The sequence below is a fragment of the Methanohalophilus halophilus genome (assembly GCF_001889405.1).
In the GTDB taxonomy this organism is placed as follows: Archaea; Halobacteriota; Methanosarcinia; order Methanosarcinales; family Methanosarcinaceae; genus Methanohalophilus; species Methanohalophilus halophilus.
In genome coordinates, this window is the sequence record NZ_CP017921.1 from 388,038 (window position 1) to 405,707 (window position 17,670).

A 17,670-nucleotide genomic window follows, 5' to 3' on the forward strand; every position below is an offset into this window, starting at 1 on the left:
AAAGATGTATAACCTAAACACTGATAATAGCAGTAACTCAAACCAATTGAGGTGTACACTATAACCGACTTACTTACATCAGGATGCAAGCCTATAGATGAACTTCTTGGAGGAGGGTTCGAACAGGGAGTTGTGACCCAGATATATGGAGAATCAGGAAGCGGAAAGACAAACCTCTGCCTCCAGCTTGCAGTCCATTGCGTAAAGGGTGAAAAAAAAGCAATTCTTGTTGATACTGAGGCAATCTCGCCGGAAAGGTTCAGGCAGATAGCAGGTGAAAATGCCAGGGAAATTGCCCAGAACATAATTATCTACGAACCCCACAGTTTCGAGGAACAGTATTCTGCAATCCACGAGATAGAAAAAATAAGTGCCCAGAACATCGGACTTATAATTGTGGATTCAGCAACTGCTTATTACCGGTTTGGCCTTGAAGACGAAGAGAAAAGTATCCGCACTCGCAGGGAACTTGCCAACCAGATAGGCTATCTCCACGGCCTGGCCCGCAAGAGAGGAATTGTAGTTGTTATCACAAACCAGGTCTATTCAGACATAGGAACGGGCAAACTGAAACCTGTGGGTGGCAGTACGGTCGAGCACATGTCAAAAACCATAATTCAGCTTGAGCGTACAGGTGAAAATAAAAGAAAAGCCAACCTGCTCAAACATCGCTCCCGTCCGGAAGGATTGAGCAGGGAATTCATAATTACCGAAGAAGGGCTGAAGTAAATAAGAACATTCACTCCAGATACGGAGACTGGGCAAGCACCGACATCCCATTATCCGAAATATTGAGCACACGCACCTCATTGATTGTGCTCGAGCCCCTCAGTTTCATAACAAAGATGGTACGCTGGAGATTATTACCTACCCTGACACGTTCCAGTTTGATAACTGAATCCGCACCATATTCCACCATCTCATCAAGACCAAACATCTTGCCAACTGAAATCACAGAAGTTACATCGCGGCTGCGCAGGACACCAAACACATCATCTATCAGGGTTCTCAGTTTGTAATTTGAATCTATAGCAAGGAAAAGGGCTTCAATTGAATCAATGAATACCCTCTGAGGCTGCACATCATCTATTTTGCTTTCAATTAGCTTTTTGAAACTCTTGATAAGCTCTGAGGGTGCGATCTCCACACTTTTCTGGAGACGAAGCCCCGGATCGGTTATATCGACAAAAGAAAGTAAACCATCATCCTCAAGTTTCTTGAAATCCCAGTCAAAGGATGCTTTCATTTCCCGAACAATGGATTTGGATTCTTCCGATGTGATTATACACATCACCTTTTCCCCGTTCTTTGCCCCTTCATAAATGAACTGGGATCCAAAAATTGTTTTACCGGTACCTGATTTCCCGGAAACAACGTTTGCAGTACCTTTAAAGTACCCGCCCTTGAGCATCTCATCCAGTCCCTTAATACCAGTACTAACCCTTTCAGGAATTGTCGTCTCCTCCATTTGAAACACCTTATAAATATCTCACAATGTAATTAGAACATAATAGCAAAAATATCCACCTGTGATAAACAGCGATGGAATTTATTTACGTATAAAAAAAGGGATTCCTGATATAAAAATTCATGTATCTTCCCGGGAGTTAACAAAAACCGCTTTCATCAGACGTATCCGGTTCTTCGACAACTTCAAGCAGCACCTCACTGAAAAGCAATTTTTCCAGTGTGCGCGTAACATAACTACGTTGCTGATGTTTACTTATGTCCTCCCCAAGACGCAAGTCAGAATCAACCTGTACCCTCCACAGTGCCAAACGGAAATTTTCAGGGTCCTTTATGTCCATAGTATAGAATTTCTCAAGGAAAAAAGGAAGAATAAAAGGATTATCCACAACTTCACACAATAAGAGATATTCTTCAGCGAAAGAATTTGTAATCTTCAGGTCCTGTCTACCCACAATAAGCCTTAATGTATCCAGAGAATAATCCTTGCCCTTAATATTGACACAATTTGTCATAGAAGAACCCCGAATTATTTATTCTGTCTTTTTTCCAGAATATCAGTGCAGCGCTGCAGGTCCTCTGCAGTATTGACATTCAGGGCTACTTCCGGATCTTCCAGAAGATAATTATAATATTCCTGTTCCTCCCGGATTTTGCTTCCGTCAAGGATATTTATTCCAGTGGGGACTATGAGGTTTCCACTCCAGTTGAAAACGGTATCCGGACGCAAACCCACTTTTTTACACAGGGAAAGGGGTATAAATACCGACATTGAAGGTTTTCCACACCTGTAGTATTCCTCCACAATGGAATCGAGAAGACCGGCTGTTATCAGGGGGAGATCGGACATAATTACCATCAGGGGCTCTGCAACTTTAGCCTGCTCCACAGCATAAACCATGTCACCAACATAATTATCACCGGCAGTATCAATGGTTTTAACATTGCCCCCATAACAATTCTGTACAACTTTTTCGGTATGAGGGGTAAAAGGGGACACTGTCACATAAACATCACCAATACTCTCTGACTCCTCCAGGGCATCCACAACATAACATATCATGGGCTTACCCAGAAGATCTACACAGGGTTTCTCACCCATACCCAGGCGCAAACCCTGTCCACCAGCCATTATAAAAGCATCCATGAAAGCCCTCCGTATCCTGCATTGATGGCAAATAGCACCAGGGTAATGGCAATCAAAGAAGTAAGCCTGGCAATTTCATTGGCGGTACCTATACAATCCCCGTTGACACCACCAAAATGCCTGTTGGAAACATTGAGAACTCCGAAAGCCCCCAATATGGCTGCCACAAAACCTATCAGGCCAATTATACCCAACCCAAGAACAGATACAATACCACCCATTACCAGGCCAGCCAGATATTTACCGCCGTGCGTTGTGTCGATCACCATGGAACCCAGGCCTTCATGGATCGATTTGCCAAAAGCTGCTATTGTGAGCATACCCTGTTTGGCACCGACCTCTGCCACAAGCAGGGACAGGGGCAAAATTGTCCACTGTGGTAGCGATGAGATTGTTCCGGTCATGTATACCTGCTGCTGAAGAGAGGAAATACTGGCATAGAGCAAAATCAGGCCTATGACACAATATGCCACCCCTCCTATACCCAGAGACATATCCTTAAGGGCCTTGATCTTCTTTTCAAGAGAGCCGTGAGCCGTACAACCGTCACCAAAATCAGAAAGCCCGTCCAGGTGATTGAGACCTGTTAGATAGTAAATAAAAACAATAACCAGGGCTGCGGAAATATTTGCGGGGAACACATATTCCACAATTCCTGTAAATATGCCAATCAAAAGACCCAGTATAATACCCGTAAAGACAAACAGGTAACTTCTTTTTACCAGTTCATCAAGGCCTTCCATGGTAATTCCCACGGGAATTGTCGATAAGAAACCAAAACCCGTCCTGACTGCGAGTAGAAATCCGCTCATCCGGCTATCACACCACCGCCGGGTTTTTCATCATCTTCTTTTTTAGAGTTGTCAATCTCTGCCATTCCCCTGGTATACATATTGGCAGAAACTCCTCCGATAAGTCCACCGATGACATCATCCATGAAAGGACCGAGTTCTGCAAGTATACCCGGTTTTTGTTTGTCGAACCTGACAAACTCAAACATGCCCTTGTCACCACTGATATATTTGGAAATGCTCATCCCCAGTACCTCATCGGCTATCAGGAAGGTCAGGTCCCTTTCATAGGAATCACGACTTATGTTGGGCAGTGTCCCATTGCGACCCTCTCTTTCAAGCAGGATACCGGAATAGATCAGCATGCAAAGATTGGGATCGGAAAGCGCAAGACGAAGCTCCCTTATAAAAAGGGCTTCTGCCTTTTCGCGAGTCTCGATTCCCGGATGAGGTGTGTAAAGTCCCATTGAAGCCTCCACAAGTACCTCTTCAGTAATACCCTCTTCCTTCAGGATATCCATAATATCATAAGTATAACCGGTATCAGCTTCTTCGGGCTGTTCTCCTTTTGTATTCCTGGATTCTACATCAGATAGTTTCATAGTATCACTTTGATCAGATTATGTAAATTTCCATATAAAGTTTGACAAAACATAAATTACAAGCGAAAAACACGCTATAGATATAAGAGCTGCTCCTTCTACAAGCCGGTTTGCCCTTTTAATAGATTCCGCACCCGGGGATGCAAGTCCCTGCCCCAGTACATAGACTCCTGGTTTTTCCAGTTTGACACCTACAGCCCCGGCCACTGCTGCCATGGGATATCCTGAATTTGGAGAATCCGGCAACTTGCAATCATTAGTTGAGCAGGAGCATGCACCTGAAGGATCAAAAGACATCGTTTTTGGCAGAATGTTCAGGAAAAGTGCAGCTATCCAGATGAAAAACAGGGAGATCCGGGCAGGAATCCAATTAAGTACATCATCCAGTTTTGCCGAGAAGAACCCAACTTCCCTGTGTGCCTCGTCCCGGTAGCCAACCATGGAATCAAGGGTACTTACAGCTTTAAAGGCATAAGCTGCTATCAGACCGAAGGGGCCTGCTACCGAATAATAGAGCAGGGGAGAGAGAATAGAATCTACATAATTCTCGGACACGGTTTCTATGGCAGCAGAAGATACATGGGAGCCACTAAGTTTTGAGGTATCCCTGCTTACATACATAGAAAGTTGTCTCCTGGCCTCTTCCAGGGCGCCCACTTCCAGAGATGATGCAACTTCTTCTCCGGCAAATAATAATCTGCGGATAGCAAAAGTACTTTTGAGGAAATAGGCTTCAATAACTATACCCACAAGTTCGGGCACCAGGGATTGACTCGACACTAAAAGTACAATATAGGCAATAAGGGATGCAAAAAAAATGCATGAAAGAGCCATGAAGACACCATAGGCTTTTCTTCCCGATGAAGGAATGTGCCTTTTGAAAATACCAATCAGTGTCCCGATCCAAACAACCGGGTGCAGGCGAGCCGGTGGCTCCCCTACTGCAAGATCAATTAACACAGCGAATAAAAGCACATAAATCATATGCATATAACCGGTAAAAATAAAATCCATCATAATAGAGGCTCCATTACCTCATCCCAGGCCTTTTTGAGTTTGCCTTCAATTTCCCCTTCACCTTTGAGGACATCAAGGAGATTCTGGACATTTTGTTTTCGGTGAACCAGGCCACATTTTTCACAACTCCACACCTTGCCTCCGCTTGAGCGACATATCCATCTGCCTCCTGTGCGCTCATCCTTGCAGGGATAAAAGGGGCAGAAGCAGAAAGTGCAATCCTGACCTTTGAAATGGCAGGGATAATAGGGACAAGCCCTGTTCGCACCAAGGGGCCTGACAGGTTCTTCATCCAGTATTTGGTTAAGATTCTCCATGGCACTATCCCGTGCACTGTCAACTACAACTGTCCCTATAGCTTCCACAAGCCTATCAGTATCCTCTTTCGGCCTCACCGAGACCCTGATAAAATTACGGTCCATGGAATAAAAGTCGGAACAATCCCTTACAAGAAGACCCTTTTCAGCGAGCCTGTGAGTCAATTCAACCGAATCCAGACTTGCAGCACTTATATCAACAAGGACAAAAGATGTGTTACTTTCATGCGTTTTGAACCTGCGCACCTTGCCCAGGCGTTCCATAAGGTAGCGGCGATTTTCCCGGACAAATTGCCTTGAAGCAGTTAGATAACCATTAGCAATATCAGAAGGCATATCTAACAAGGACATCGCGACTGCTTCATCCATTGGCCCTATATTACAGCAGTTGCGAACCCTGTTCAGAATCGTTGCAAAATCCACACCAGTAATACCGCAAGCAATTCCTGCTGCGGGAAGTGAAAAAGTGTCTTTCAGGAAACGTATCACTAAAAGATTGGTAACAGAAGGAACTTCATCCACCAAAGTAGCAGATACATCTGTTAAGTCTAACAGACTTTCATCGACCACCAGCAGAGTAGAATGGTCATTACAGCGTTGCATAAGGGAAATTAAATCCGTTTTTGAGTAAAGCTGGCCGGAAAGATTGTCCGGATTGGTGAGCAGGAATATTTTTGCCTTGCTAAGCAAAACTGAAGATATATTTTTTAAATCTTCTTCAAAAACATAGTTCACTTCCCCACCACTGATTATACAATGTTTTTCATTGGCCGGATTCTGAGACCTGTTCAGAAGAACGGTATCCCCTGTTTCAATTACCGAGGAAAATACCATACGTATTAAATCTTCAACTCCCAGAGCAGGAACAATATTATCTCCAGAAATATTATTTCCAAAATATTTGGCAGCACTGGTCCTTAATTCTGAATATTCATTATCAGGGAATTGGGAATACATGGATTCCACCCGGGAAAAAATGTCCTCCAGACAGAGGTTGCAATCAGGGCGATCAAAGGGACTGCCCAGAGGATTGGATGTTGAACTAAAGTCAATTATAGCTGTTTCACTAATACCTTTTTCCAGAGCAATTTTGTGCCCATCTTCTAAAGGTTTCCTGATTGATTCAGCATCCTTTTTCCATAATCCATTACCAGACACGTTAATCGAAATGAACTAATGAATAGAACCTATATTAAATTAATCAAATTGAGTTTCCTATGCTCCAGAGTAATCTGCCTGTGGAAAACATCATCTAAAAATGTAAAGATAAAAATCTACCCTCGGTCATTTTCTGGCAAAGGTCAGATAACCGGTGTGGCCTACTCTTGCAGGTGCGGGCCTTGTGCCTCTTTCGGATACAGATAGCTCCCTTTCCAGGCATTCAAGGGTATGTACACTGTAAAATCCTGCTTCCACGGCTTCCAGGTATGCGGCTTTTGCCTGTTCAATGAAAGGTGAATAAACAACAAGGAAACCTCCGGCAAGCAGGCTAGAACAGGCATATTTGACAGATTCTGCCGAATCTTTAATGTCAAGTACTATAACATCGAAAAAATCACTGCCCTGTCTCATCACATCCACAATATCCCCGCAGCGGACTTCCACATTGGAAAGGCCGGCCATGGACAAATTGGTCCGGGCGTTCTTCACAAAATCCTCACGTATCTCATAGCTGATCACTTCCTTTGCTACAGAACCCAGATAAATGGCAAGCACACCGCTTCCTGTACCGGCTTCGAGGATCCTGTCAGAAGAATTTATACCTGCATGGGAAATAATCTGGCCCACATCCTTGGGCATGATAGGTGCCCCGGTGCGTTTTGCAAGCCTGAACATATCCGGGGCCCGGGGCCTGATGACAGAGAATTGCTGACCCATATGGGACACAATGGTACCACCGGGTTTTATACTCAGCAACTCGGCCGTTTCAACAATACCAAATTCGCAGTGGAACTGTTTACCCGAGACTGTGGTCAGGTATTCCCGGAATTTGTCTTTATGACGGGTGCGTAAAAGCACCGTTTCATTTTCTTTCACATATACACCTCAGGACTGTTGATAACGACGGGCAGGAATTGTTACGATATCCCGGGGAATAGAGTGTTTATCCTGCCGGAGTACCTTTGAAAGTTCCCTGAATTCACGGCCGTAGGCTTCTGAAAGTTGTTTTCCGTATTTAACTCCGTGCATCGTCAGGACATATTCATAGCGCTGGTGGAACCTGTTATACTTTTCATAATAACGCAGGTCTTCGTCCACTATACCCATTGCCACGAGCAGCTGGATGTCCTCAAAAACCCGGTTGCTATAAGGAAAACCATAGTCCCGATGGAATTTATAGTCAAAGAGATTACGAAGGCTTACATCTTCACTGAACCGCTGGACCATGCGATATATCCAGGTTATATTACGTAAACGGGGAATTGAGATAAAACCATCTTCCTCTTTCCAGAAGATGGAATTAACGGTATAGAACAACAAAATCAGCCCCTCTATGGGCAGGTAATTTTCCTGGCGTATGAATCTCAGCAACTGAGGAGACAGGGTGTCAACAGTATGGCCTACAACATCCTTAAGCTGTGCGGATTCTGGGCATCCGACACCATCAACAGGAGAAAAAACAACCAGTGAAAGTTGCCTGGAAATTGCCCTGACCAGACCGTTTGCAAGGGCAGATTCATCATAAAAGAAACTATCCTCACCGTTCACAACAACCCTTGTACTGCGAGGCACTCCGCTGGCAACACTCAAGTCTACAAAAACATCCCCTATTCTCTTTTCAAGCTGTTCCTCGAACATCTTCTTTGCCACACCATGCCTGGCGATTGTAGACAGGGCCATGCGGGTTGCCGGATTGAGGGTTTTCTGGTTAAATCGCACAATCGGGTCACAGATATTTCCCGCCAGGACTGAACTGATAAGCTGTTGTGCCTGATTGCTGCCATATGTTTTAATGAAATAGAGCAAGTCCGCATCATTATATTCAGTGAAAAACAAACCCACCTGGTTATTCACAGATTCTGCATCCTTCTTTTCCCCGAATATAGCCAGAGCATTTTCAAGAGCTCGCAATAACATAATCCTGGCAGACTGGGTATGAGGATGATGGACTATAGCATTATAGTGATGTGCACGTGCTATGAGCATTGATTCAGCAACCGTCAATGTCATATCTTCATCGTAACTGCAACCCTCCTTTCTACCCAGTACGATATTGCCATTACGGATGCTCAGGTTCTGTATAATCTGATCCACGTCTATTAATCCCAGGGATATGCCGGTGTGATAGGAATCACGAAGCAAAAAATCTATTCGATCCGCATCTATATCACCGGATATTAACTGTCCCAGATAGGGTTTCTCCAGAAAGGAGGATTTACCTGTTGCCATGAGGGCAATTTGATCGAAAAAATCAACAGGATCCTGACCCAGCTCATCCTCAACTTTTCTTGCAATATTTCCGTTGTTTGCAAAACAATTTCTTATGACATATTCACTGAAAGCTTCGTGGTTTTCCCTAATTATACCACCGTATTGTGGCTTGATATCAGGATTGCGTTTTAGGACATCTTCCACGGCATGAGAATATGCAGAGTGGCCTACATCATGCAAAAGACCTGCAACCTCTACTTTCACTTTATCCTCTTGCGGCAGAGACAGGGCATCGGCTATCAGGGACGCCATATGCATGGTACCCAGGCTATGTTCAAACCTGCTGTGCTTTGCACCCGGATAAACGATATCAACAAGGCCTAGCTGCTGGATGGAACGTAACCTCTGCACCTGAGGAGTTTCTACCAGTTCCTTTTGGAGAGGAGTCAACAGGATGGTTTTATGCACAGGATCATGAATAGCCCTTGAACTGACCATGGATGTGTATTTAGGTGGAAGATATATATAAAGGTGTAAAATATCTCAATCAGACCTAATTAATTATCACCAGAGTGAAACATAATGAGAACAATTCAATGGAATGCTGAGAATTCTACCGTGAGAATGATCGACCAGACCCTGTTGCCTGTCGAATACAGGGAAATCGAATGTGAAAATCTTGCCCAGCTGTGTGAAGCAATCAAATCATTACGGGTCAGGGGAGCACCCGCATTGGCAGCAGCAGGTGCCTATGGTATTGCCCTTGCCAGCAAACTCAGCAGTGCAAATGATATGGAAAGCCTCCTGGAAGATCTCAAAAATGCCGCACGGATCATCCTGGCAACCCGACCCACAGCTATAAACCTGGGATGGGGAATACACCGGGTTATCAAAGCGGTCTCAGAGGCCTACGACACCGAGGGTATAAGGGACATAGCTCTCAACGAAGCCCAGGCTATTGCCGATGAAGATGTACAGATCAACAAAACTCTCGGCAAACATGGTGCTGCCCTGCTGGAAGACGGGGACACCGTGATGACCCACTGCAATGCCGGCAGACTGGCCTGTGTGGACTGGGGCACAGCCCTGGGAGTGGTACGCTCCGCTGTGGAACAGGGAAAAGATATCAATGTTATCGCATGTGAGACCCGGCCTTTGAACCAGGGAGGCCGGCTTACGACCTGGGAGCTGATGCAGGACAACATCCCGGTCAAACTGATCTCGGACTCCATGAGTGGTTATGTAATGCGCCACGAGCTTGTGGACAAGGTGATAGTCGGGGCAGACCGCATTACAGAAGATGCTGTATTCAACAAGATCGGAACCTACAGCCATGCGATAGTGGCCATGGAACATGAAATTCCCTTTTATGTAGCAGCTCCTGCCTCAACCTTTGATTTCAAGGGCTGGGAAGGCAGCGTGAAGATAGAGGAGCGAAGTCCTGATGAATTGCGCTACATGCAGGGAGTACAGATAGCACCTGAAGATGTACCGGTTATCAATCCTGCTTTTGACAGCACACCGATGGAATATATTGAAGCGATAATTACAGAAAAAGGAATCTTCAGGCCACCATTCCTGATAGATGAAGTAAGAACCTGAGGGCGCAAACTTTTAAAGTATAAAATACAATCAGGGTACAAGTAAACAAAAGGAAAGAGCTGGAAGAATATGGGAAAAAAGAAACAGAGTAACAACGGATTGATGTCTTCTGCTGGTCTTATGAGATATTATGAAGAGGACAAAAGGGCAATCCACCTGGACCCAAAAGCAGTTATAGTCTTTGGATTGCTTTGTGGATTTGCTGTTCTTCTATTAAGCGCCAGTTATGGCACCTGGCCATAAAATAATATCCATTATAAAGAAAAAAAGGGCATTCAGCCCTGTCTGACTTTTTTAATCGTTTTAGAGATCTGTCTTGCCGTGGTAGTTCTGGATTCGTTCTTATCCACTAAGATGCGTCCGCTTTTCTCCCACCAGGAACGTGGATAAGCTTTGTCTTTTTGAACCTCTGGATTTAGGTCCAGAGACGCAGCTGCCTTTTCCATCTCTTCCAGGTTCGGCTCCTTTACTGAACTTTTGCGAGATATAATTCTTCCCTCATTCCTGCTTTTGGAACGATCTATGGAAGCCGGCCAGATTACAAGCCTGCCTTCATCTTTCATTAGCATGGTCCATAGATTGGAATTCATTAAATATAATTCTTGGTGATAAACAACCTCCAGATAAACCTAAAATAGTAAAGTGGCATCTAGTATAGCAAGTAGGAGAGTTTACAAATGGGCCTGTTCGGAACCAACGGAGTACGTGGTATAGCTAACGAATTCATTACACCTAAATTTGCAATAGACCTTGCCAGGAGTCTGGGGACCTATCTGGGAGAAGGTAAGACCGTAGCAATCGGAAGGGATACACGCATCTCAGGAGAGATGCTAAAAGCAGCTGCAATGTCCGGTTTACTTTCAGCAGGCATAAAAGTTATCGACATTGGAACCTGCCCAACCCCCTCTGTCCAGTATTATGTGCGCGACCATGCAGATGCAGGGATTGTTATTACTGCGTCCCACAACCCCCGGGAATACAACGGCATAAAACTTATAGACGCAGATGGTACCGAGTTTTCCAGAGAAGGAGAGAAAAAGGTCGAAAATATCTACAATACCGGCGAATTCCACACTGCTAACTGGAACCTGACAGGTGAACTGAACAGGGATTATAATGCCAATGATTACTACATCAACGGAATAATTTCATCGGTCAATTCCACAGAAATCAGCGCAAAACAATTCCGGGTGGCCATAGATACAGGATGTGGTGCAGGTTCTCTCACACTACCCCTATTATTGCGTAAACTGGGATGTGAGGTCATCACGATCAACGCCCAGCCGGATGGTACTTTCCCCTGGAGAAATCCCGAGCCAACACCCGATGTACTGGGAGAACTCAGGGATATTGTCAAAAACTACGATGCTGACCTGGGAGTTGCCCAGGACGGTGATGCAGACAGGGCAGTCTTCTTTGATGAAAATGGTACATTCATTGATGAAGAAATACTGCTTTCCATGATGGCAAAATATGTGCTAGCCTGTAAAAAAGGCCCAATAGTGACACCGGTAAGTTCATCCCGACGCATGCTGGACATTGCAGAAAAAGCAGGTGTAAAACTTCACTGGACAGCTGTAGGATCCATTAATGTAGCACGCAGGATGATGGAAATAGACGCTGTTTTTGGAGGAGAAGGTAATGGAGGCCTTATTTTCCCCGAACACCAGTATTGCAGGGATGGCGCAATGGCCTGTGCCAAATTACTTGACATAATGGCAGCTGGCGTGAAACCTTCACAGATGGCTGCAAATGTTCCAGAATACCACAACGCCAAAACAAAGTTGAAATGTGGTGATCTGGATAAGACACTTGAAAACGTAGCCAGCCGTGTACAGGGAGAGGGAATTGAGATTGATGCCACTGATGGTTTCAAGATATGGTATGAAGACGGGTGGTTACTGATACGCCCTTCCGGCACCGAACCAATTGTAAGGGTATTTGCCGAAGCTAAAACGGATCAAAAGGCAAAAGAACTGCTGGAAAGAGGAGAAAAAATAGTACTGGCTTCAATCCAGGATTAAACCATCAGGGTTTACCGCAGGATTCCCCGCAAATAATACCGGTGGCAATGAGATGTGCAACCCTCAAAGGTTCAGGGATATTGCTATGGGTGGCACTTAACTGGACTATCCTGGTGGCGGACATTTCATCGATGCCTGCACACTGGATGTAAACCGGTGTATGGGAATGAGAAGTTACCACCCTGGATATTCTGCCTGCTTTTTTTATTATCTCAAACCTTTCATCCGGGTATTCCAGATGATATAGAGCATTTTTTATATTCTCAAAATCGGGCATCGAGCGCATCAGCACAATCACACCCATCCCTGTAGATTCATTTAAGCGCACGATGTCAATCGGATTGAACCCACCGTATGTGACTCCATCCAGCATTATCACACGAGCCTGATTCCTGTGTTTGCTGGCTGATATCATCCTTATTAATGAATCGGTAGCATCCATACCATCCCTGGTAATGTAGGTGGATAACACTCCGTCAAGCCACATTCCCCCTCTGAAAAAAGTCCCTACCACAAGTATACGTTCACTTACCAGCGCCGAATCATCAATACCCAGGATCCTTATTTCCGGTTTTATATGAAAAAGAGAAAAGGGTATACCCCCTTTTAAGCAAACATTGCGCCCGGATGCTCATTAACTTGAGGTTGCCGGGGCTTTAGGACCTTATCGATGGCATCCATAAAGTCAGCCATTGTAACACTGTCACGATCATTGCGTACAGCAAACATACCGGCCTCGGTAGTCAGTGCATGCAGGTCCGCACCACTTGTATTTTCTGTAAGGGTGGCAAGTTTGTCAAAGTCAACATCCCGGGCAAGGGAAAGCCCTCTGGAATGAATCCTGAGGATCAAACTACGTGCTTCTTTATCCGGCATCGGAACCTCCACCATCCTATCAAAGCGACCCGGACGGATTATGGCAGGATCCAGGATGTCCACCCTGTTGGTGGCTGCAATTATACGAATATCACCCCGGTTCTCAAATCCATCCATCTCCGCAAGAAGTTGCATGAGAGTGCGCTGCACTTCCCTGTCAGCACCGTTGGTGTCACTCAGCCTGGTTGCTGCAATGGCATCGAGCTCATCTATGAAAATAATGCTGGGAGCTTTCTTTCTTGCCATATCGAAAACTTCCCTGACCAGCCGGGAACCTTCACCAATGTACTTTTGTACAAGTTCCGAACCCACAACACGGATAAAAGTTGCGTCAGTACGATGGGCTACCGCTTTTGCCATCATTGTTTTACCGGTGCCAGGCGGGCCGTGCAGAAGCACACCTTTAGGTGGTTCCACACCCACCCGTTCAAAAGACTCGGGTTTAATGAGCGGTAGTTCGACACATTCAATAATATCCTGGATCTGATGATCCAATCCACCGATATCTTCATAGCTCATATCCTGGGATTCCAGGACTTCCATTGCCGAAACTTCCGGTTCTTCTGTCGAGGGAAGAACATCCACTATGGAAAGGGTCTGCTGGTTCAGGGCAACCCTGACACCGGCAACCAATCTGGACTCATCTATGTACTGGGAAACCCCTACCATAAACTGGGGTCCCGAACTACTGCGTATCAATACTTTATTGGAATCAATGACATCAATGATATTTGCCACGATCAAAGGAACAGTCTTCAGTTTATTAATCTCAGAGCGAAGCTTGCGAACTTCTCGTTCATACTTCACTTTCTGGGATTCGACATACTTTTTTTCAGATTCGATCTGGTCGCACTGCTCTTTAAGTTTACTGTTGCGGGATTCGAGTTGTTTCATTCTGTCCAGAAGGTACTTTGAAAAGTCTTCGTCTCCTTCAGAACCCATATAATCATATTCAACATCGGACATATTTTTAAATCCGTAATTCCCCTGATTTATCGTATCATCACTAGTTTCGTTCATATAGCTCCGAATAATATTTAAGTCCATAGGTATATAGCACTTTCGAAAAGATGCATGGCAGCTTCCATGTAAGAGATGATTTTTTATGCAGTGTGAAATATGTGGTGCAGAGATAAAAGGGGAGCCTTTTAAGATAAATGTCGAGGGAAGCGAACTCAACGCCTGCAACCGATGTTCACAATACGGAACATCAGTAAGCACCCGGAAACCGGTATCCAGAAAGAACGCCCCTGTGCGGCAGGGGATTAAAAAGAGTTCAAAGCCCAAAAAGAACCCGGTAACTGCTCCTACAGAAGAACTCATAGACGAATACGAACAAACCATAAGAGAAGCAAGGGAAGCAAAGGGTCTTACCCAGGAAGAACTTGCTTCCAAGATAAAGGAAAAAGCATCCCTTATAAAAAAGATTGAGAAGGGAGACATCGTACCCGAGGATTCGGTACGTACAAAGCTTGAACATGCCCTTGATATCGAACTCACCGAGAAAGTGGGAGAAGACGACTGGGATACAAATACCCTGAACCGGGGTACTACTCTTGGGGATATAGTAACCATCAAGAAAAAATGAAGTGATATGATGCACCTCGAAAACAAGAAAGTCGGCATAATAGGGACTGGCAAGATGGGGCAAAGCCTGCTAAGAGGCATAATACGTGCAGGAAAAGCAAAACCTGCAAATATCTATGCCAGCGATGTTTATGAACCTGCACTGCAGGCGCTTAAAGATGAACTTGGAATAAACGTATCAACAAATAACTTTGATACAGTGGATAATTCAGACCTCATCATCCTTGCGGTCAAGCCCCAGATACTGCGCAATGTACTGAGAGGTTTTGCAGACCATATCAACGAAAACAAACTCATAATTTCAATTGCAGCAGGAGTTCCTGCAGCCACTATTGAAGAGGAGTTGCATGAAGATACAAGAGTAATTCGTGTGATGCCAAACATTGCCGCAACCGTAGGTGAAGCGGCCTCTGCAGTCAGTGCGGGGAAGAATGCATCCGCAGAAGATGCGGAAGTTGCAATGGAAATCTTTTCAAGCATGGGTTCTGCCGCCCTTGTGCCCGAACATCTAATGGATGCAGTTACAGGTGTTTCCGGAAGCGGGCCCGCATATATTTTCCCCGTAATCGAGGCTATGGCGGACGGTGGTGTGCTTGAGGGACTTGACAGGGAAAGTGCACAAAAACTGGCAGCCCAGACAGTACTAGGCGCAGCAAAGATGGTCCTTGAAACAAAAAAACATCCAGCAGAACTAAAGGACATGGTGACCTCTCCTGCAGGGACAACCATACACGGCGTTCATGCACTTGAGAAAAACGGAATAAGGGCAGCTTTCACAGATGCAGTGATGGCTTCTGCAAAACGCTCCCGTGAAATGGGGAAATAATTCCCCTACCTTTCCTGAAACGATACAAAAATTGATATAGTTTTATGATTTAATTAATTACAAAGCCTTCAACGGGGGGTTTGTATGAAATCCTTTGCGGTAATCAGGGGAGAAGACAAAAACAAAGTCAGGATTGCGCTGCACGATTTGCAGCAATACGGGAGCATGAAGTTCAGCTCCTGTCCAAAACGTATCGAACCAAACTATGCAGACACTCTTCTTGTAAAGGTCGTGGGAGTACCCTTGCGTTCAAATTGTAAGTTTGCAGCACTTGTGGGCCTGGAAAATAATGCCGGCTCTGCGATAAACAAACTGAGGAAAATACATCCACCAGCCCATATTGTAATAATAAGCCCCAGGCACGATGCTTACGAAGAATTAATGGATAATTCTGAAATCTATCCTGAATTCGAAATAAACAATTAATGCTTTTAAAAAACATTAAAAAATAAGTTTTCCTGCGAAAATTAAAGAAAATGGGGCCGGGACCGAGAATCGAACTCAGATCGTAGCCTCCACAGGGCTACAGGATAACCGCTACCCTACCCCGGCATTTTGAGAATACCCTACGCGAGGGTATCCTATACATGTATTTCTCTTAAATAAACTTTTCTCTGGATCAATCTTTCAGACGGGAAATTGCAAGCTGTGCGGCCTTTTCACCTGAGAGAAGCATCCCTCCAAAAACAGGACCCATCCGTGGAGAACCTGCAACGGCATTGGCAGCCATACCTGTAACTATCAAACCAGGATAAACCTCCCGGGTATTTTCCATTACAAGACGCTCACCAGTATCAGCCCACATTGGTTTTTCACCCACTACCCCCTTGCCACCAAAAGCTCCGGGAATCTTGCGCTGCACAGTATTGCATACAGTAGCCTCATGGCCGGTTCCATCAAGTACCAGGCGAGAGCGGATTGTGAGAGGATCAACATGAAGACGACCTATTTCAACTGCTGTCCAGTTAATAACAAGCCCGCATACCTCATCGTTATCCCGTATCATAACATCTTCAAAACTTACCAGATTGAATATCTCAACTCCTGCAGAAACTGCTGCACTTATGAGTTTACCCACGGTACCAACCGAGTTTGCCACATAGTAACCTTCTTCATACTCATGATAAGGCACATCAAAGTCATCAAGTATCCTGCGCGCTTCTTCCTGGACCACAATACGCGGGAACATCATGCCACCGCCCCACATACCGCCTCCTACAGATAGTTTCTTCTCAAAAAGTACAGTCTTTAATCCTGCTTCTGCAAGATAACGTGCAGCAACAAGGTTTGCCGGACCTCCGCCCACAAGGGCCACGTCAACATCAGTATAGTCCAGGAAAACATTGGTAAATTCTTCAACTATCGCTCGGGTAATAATTCTCTCATCAAGTTCCATGATCCTGCCTCAAATGCTGCTAATTCTCTCATTTGATAGGCCACATAGATATTAAAACTATTGGGATACAGGAAAAACAAGACCCCTGTCTATGAAATATATTGAAATATCCCTGGCAAAAAGTGCCAGATATTTATCGAAAAGAGATTAGATGCAGAAGTTGTATTGTAATGAATGCAAGAATGAAGCCCTTGAATAAGTATTTTTATTTCATCGCTGAAATCCCGGAATAATCACAATCAATTCTCGACATAAGATGAGACGGTTTGTTGGAAATCATGTATGTCTATTGGTTTGGATATATAACCCGCACATCCTGCATTAATAAATTTCTTATCATCGCCCCTCATTGCATGTGCTGTCAATGCAACTACAGGCGTATCTTTTGTATTTTCAATCTCTTTGAATTTTTCCAGAACTTCAAGGCCGTCCATTTTGGGCAGCTGCATATCAAGCAAGATGAGATCAAAAGCATTTTTCTCTACAACTTCAAGAGCCTGTGAACCGTCTTCTGCCTGCATTACTTCATATCCGTAAGACTCAAGCAAGTCCACTGTAAGTTCCATGTTCATTGGATTGTCTTCAACTACAAGAATTGTGGTCATTCTTAATACCTCTAAATATGATTTGATAATTATCGATAGCT

The 17,670-nt window shown here is 44.7% G+C and carries 21 protein-coding genes and 1 tRNA gene; 7 read left to right on the forward strand and 15 right to left on the reverse strand.

Translation table 11 applies throughout. The features are described from left to right. Nucleotides 1-51 precede the first annotated feature (51 nt). Nucleotides 52-729, forward strand: a complete 678-nt coding sequence (radB, locus tag BHR79_RS01960) for a DNA repair and recombination protein RadB (protein WP_072560683.1) — start codon at nt 52-54, stop codon at nt 727-729. 10 nt (nt 730-739) lie between these two features. On the opposite strand, the gene BHR79_RS01965 is transcribed toward radB, so the two are convergent. The 9 genes from BHR79_RS01965 to BHR79_RS02005 form a co-directional block, all read right to left on the reverse strand. Next, nucleotides 740-1,468, reverse strand: a complete 729-nt coding sequence (locus BHR79_RS01965; protein WP_072560684.1) for an RAD55 family ATPase — start codon at nt 1,466-1,468, stop codon at nt 740-742. A gap of 139 nt (nt 1,469-1,607) precedes the next feature. Next, a complete protein-coding gene (locus BHR79_RS01970; RefSeq protein WP_072560685.1) occupies nt 1,608-1,982 on the reverse strand; it encodes a hypothetical protein in 375 nt (124 codons plus the stop codon). Nucleotides 1,983-1,996: 14 nt separating this feature from the next. Next, a complete protein-coding gene (locus BHR79_RS01975; RefSeq protein ID WP_072560687.1) occupies nt 1,997-2,614 on the reverse strand; it encodes an NTP transferase domain-containing protein in 618 nt (205 codons plus the stop codon). Continuing rightward, a complete protein-coding gene (cobS, locus tag BHR79_RS01980; protein WP_072560699.1) occupies nt 2,599-3,426 on the reverse strand; it encodes an adenosylcobinamide-GDP ribazoletransferase in 828 nt (275 codons plus the stop codon). The genes BHR79_RS01975 and cobS overlap by 16 nt, the downstream gene beginning before the upstream one ends. Next, nucleotides 3,423-4,007 (reverse strand): alpha-ribazole phosphatase CobZ, encoded by a 585-nt coding sequence (gene cobZ, locus BHR79_RS01985; protein WP_072560710.1) that lies wholly within the window; start codon nt 4,005-4,007, stop codon nt 3,423-3,425. Before cobZ ends, cobS begins: the two co-directional genes overlap by 4 nt. Nucleotides 4,008-4,025: 18 nt before the next feature. Next, nucleotides 4,026-5,024 (reverse strand): cobalamin biosynthesis protein, encoded by a 999-nt coding sequence (locus tag BHR79_RS01990; protein WP_072560712.1) that lies wholly within the window; start codon nt 5,022-5,024, stop codon nt 4,026-4,028. Beyond that, the gene (locus BHR79_RS01995; protein ID WP_072560714.1) at nt 5,021-6,499 is read right to left on the reverse strand and encodes an aminotransferase class I/II-fold pyridoxal phosphate-dependent enzyme; all 1,479 of its coding nucleotides are present in this window, start codon (nt 6,497-6,499) and stop codon (nt 5,021-5,023) included. The genes BHR79_RS01990 and BHR79_RS01995 overlap by 4 nt, the downstream gene beginning before the upstream one ends. Nucleotides 6,500-6,625: 126 nt before the next feature. After that, entirely contained in the window at nt 6,626-7,378 is a 753-nt protein-coding gene (locus BHR79_RS02000) for a tRNA (adenine-N1)-methyltransferase (RefSeq protein WP_072560716.1), read from the reverse strand. A gap of 9 nt (nt 7,379-7,387) precedes the next feature. Then, nucleotides 7,388-9,211 (reverse strand): HD domain-containing protein, encoded by a 1,824-nt coding sequence (locus tag BHR79_RS02005; protein ID WP_072560718.1) that lies wholly within the window; start codon nt 9,209-9,211, stop codon nt 7,388-7,390. Nucleotides 9,212-9,295: 84 nt separating this feature from the next. Between BHR79_RS02005 and BHR79_RS02010 the strand changes: the two genes are divergently transcribed. Further along, a complete protein-coding gene (locus tag BHR79_RS02010) occupies nt 9,296-10,315 on the forward strand; it encodes an S-methyl-5-thioribose-1-phosphate isomerase (protein WP_072560720.1) in 1,020 nt (339 codons plus the stop codon). Between the two features lie 69 nt (nt 10,316-10,384). Further along, a complete protein-coding gene (locus tag BHR79_RS02015) occupies nt 10,385-10,558 on the forward strand; it encodes a preprotein translocase subunit Sec61beta (protein ID WP_072560722.1) in 174 nt (57 codons plus the stop codon). Nucleotides 10,559-10,590: 32 nt separating this feature from the next. Here the strand turns inward: BHR79_RS02015 and BHR79_RS02020 are convergent, their stop codons facing one another. Further along, a complete protein-coding gene (locus BHR79_RS02020) occupies nt 10,591-10,878 on the reverse strand; it encodes a signal recognition particle protein Srp19 (protein ID WP_072562256.1) in 288 nt (95 codons plus the stop codon). A gap of 114 nt (nt 10,879-10,992) precedes the next feature. Between BHR79_RS02020 and glmM the strand changes: the two genes are divergently transcribed. Continuing rightward, nucleotides 10,993-12,339 (forward strand): phosphoglucosamine mutase, encoded by a 1,347-nt coding sequence (gene glmM / locus BHR79_RS02025; RefSeq protein ID WP_072560724.1) that lies wholly within the window; start codon nt 10,993-10,995, stop codon nt 12,337-12,339. Nucleotides 12,340-12,343: 4 nt separating this feature from the next. Here glmM and BHR79_RS02030 read toward each other — a convergent pair whose 3' ends face one another. Beyond that, the gene (locus BHR79_RS02030; RefSeq protein ID WP_072560726.1) at nt 12,344-12,937 is read right to left on the reverse strand and encodes an endonuclease dU; all 594 of its coding nucleotides are present in this window, start codon (nt 12,935-12,937) and stop codon (nt 12,344-12,346) included. An 8-nt stretch (nt 12,938-12,945) separates the two neighbouring features. Next, nucleotides 12,946-14,235: a proteasome-activating nucleotidase gene (locus BHR79_RS02035; protein WP_072560728.1), complete on the reverse strand. Its 1,290-nt coding sequence runs from the start codon at nt 14,233-14,235 to the stop codon at nt 12,946-12,948. Nucleotides 14,236-14,320: 85 nt separating this feature from the next. Here BHR79_RS02035 and BHR79_RS02040 point away from each other — a divergent pair, with 85 nt between their 5' ends. From BHR79_RS02040 to BHR79_RS02050, 3 genes are all read left to right on the forward strand, one after another. Then, entirely contained in the window at nt 14,321-14,803 is a 483-nt protein-coding gene (locus BHR79_RS02040; protein ID WP_072358836.1) for a multiprotein bridging factor aMBF1, read from the forward strand. Between the two features lie 9 nt (nt 14,804-14,812). Beyond that, the gene (proC, locus tag BHR79_RS02045) at nt 14,813-15,628 is read left to right on the forward strand and encodes a pyrroline-5-carboxylate reductase (protein WP_072562257.1); all 816 of its coding nucleotides are present in this window, start codon (nt 14,813-14,815) and stop codon (nt 15,626-15,628) included. An 84-nt stretch (nt 15,629-15,712) separates the two neighbouring features. Next, entirely contained in the window at nt 15,713-16,054 is a 342-nt protein-coding gene (locus BHR79_RS02050) for a DUF356 domain-containing protein (RefSeq protein ID WP_013036774.1), read from the forward strand. Nucleotides 16,055-16,105: 51 nt separating this feature from the next. Here the strand turns inward: BHR79_RS02050 and BHR79_RS02055 are convergent. The 3 genes from BHR79_RS02055 to BHR79_RS02065 form a co-directional block, all read right to left on the reverse strand. Next, nucleotides 16,106-16,180 (reverse strand) — tRNA-His (locus tag BHR79_RS02055). A gap of 67 nt (nt 16,181-16,247) precedes the next feature. Next, nucleotides 16,248-17,024, reverse strand: coding sequence for a sulfide-dependent adenosine diphosphate thiazole synthase (locus BHR79_RS02060; protein ID WP_072560730.1), 777 nt, complete (start codon nt 17,022-17,024; stop codon nt 16,248-16,250). A gap of 239 nt (nt 17,025-17,263) precedes the next feature. Next, nucleotides 17,264-17,629, reverse strand: a complete 366-nt coding sequence (locus BHR79_RS02065; protein WP_072560732.1) for a response regulator — start codon at nt 17,627-17,629, stop codon at nt 17,264-17,266. Nucleotides 17,630-17,670 lie beyond the last annotated feature (41 nt).

What these genes read in the sequence shown, in the direction of transcription:
- BHR79_RS02010 (WP_072560720.1), top strand. Translation starts at nt 9,296, where the DNA reads ATGAGAACAATTCAATGGAATGCTGAGAATTCTACCGTGAGAATGATC.
- cobZ (WP_072560710.1), bottom strand. Translation starts at nt 4,007, where the DNA reads ATGAAACTATCTGATGTAGAATCCAGGAATACAAAAGGAGAACAGCCC.
- BHR79_RS02005 (WP_072560718.1), bottom strand. Translation starts at nt 9,211, where the DNA reads ATGGTCAGTTCAAGGGCTATTCATGATCCTGTGCATAAAACCATCCTG.
- cobS (WP_072560699.1), bottom strand. Translation starts at nt 3,426, where the DNA reads ATGAGCGGATTTCTACTCGCAGTCAGGACGGGTTTTGGTTTCTTATCG.
- BHR79_RS02040 (WP_072358836.1), top strand. Translation starts at nt 14,321, where the DNA reads ATGCAGTGTGAAATATGTGGTGCAGAGATAAAAGGGGAGCCTTTTAAG.
- BHR79_RS01990 (WP_072560712.1), bottom strand. Translation starts at nt 5,024, where the DNA reads ATGATGGATTTTATTTTTACCGGTTATATGCATATGATTTATGTGCTT.
- BHR79_RS02020 (WP_072562256.1), bottom strand. Translation starts at nt 10,878, where the DNA reads ATGAAAGATGAAGGCAGGCTTGTAATCTGGCCGGCTTCCATAGATCGT.
- BHR79_RS01975 (WP_072560687.1), bottom strand. Translation starts at nt 2,614, where the DNA reads ATGGATGCTTTTATAATGGCTGGTGGACAGGGTTTGCGCCTGGGTATG.
- BHR79_RS01970 (WP_072560685.1), bottom strand. Translation starts at nt 1,982, where the DNA reads ATGACAAATTGTGTCAATATTAAGGGCAAGGATTATTCTCTGGATACA.
- BHR79_RS02060 (WP_072560730.1), bottom strand. Translation starts at nt 17,024, where the DNA reads ATGGAACTTGATGAGAGAATTATTACCCGAGCGATAGTTGAAGAATTT.
- BHR79_RS02050 (WP_013036774.1), top strand. Translation starts at nt 15,713, where the DNA reads ATGAAATCCTTTGCGGTAATCAGGGGAGAAGACAAAAACAAAGTCAGG.
- proC (WP_072562257.1), top strand. Translation starts at nt 14,813, where the DNA reads ATGCACCTCGAAAACAAGAAAGTCGGCATAATAGGGACTGGCAAGATG.
- BHR79_RS01965 (WP_072560684.1), bottom strand. Translation starts at nt 1,468, where the DNA reads ATGGAGGAGACGACAATTCCTGAAAGGGTTAGTACTGGTATTAAGGGA.
- BHR79_RS02035 (WP_072560728.1), bottom strand. Translation starts at nt 14,235, where the DNA reads ATGAACGAAACTAGTGATGATACGATAAATCAGGGGAATTACGGATTT.
- BHR79_RS02065 (WP_072560732.1), bottom strand. Translation starts at nt 17,629, where the DNA reads ATGACCACAATTCTTGTAGTTGAAGACAATCCAATGAACATGGAACTT.
- BHR79_RS02015 (WP_072560722.1), top strand. Translation starts at nt 10,385, where the DNA reads ATGGGAAAAAAGAAACAGAGTAACAACGGATTGATGTCTTCTGCTGGT.
- glmM (WP_072560724.1), top strand. Translation starts at nt 10,993, where the DNA reads ATGGGCCTGTTCGGAACCAACGGAGTACGTGGTATAGCTAACGAATTC.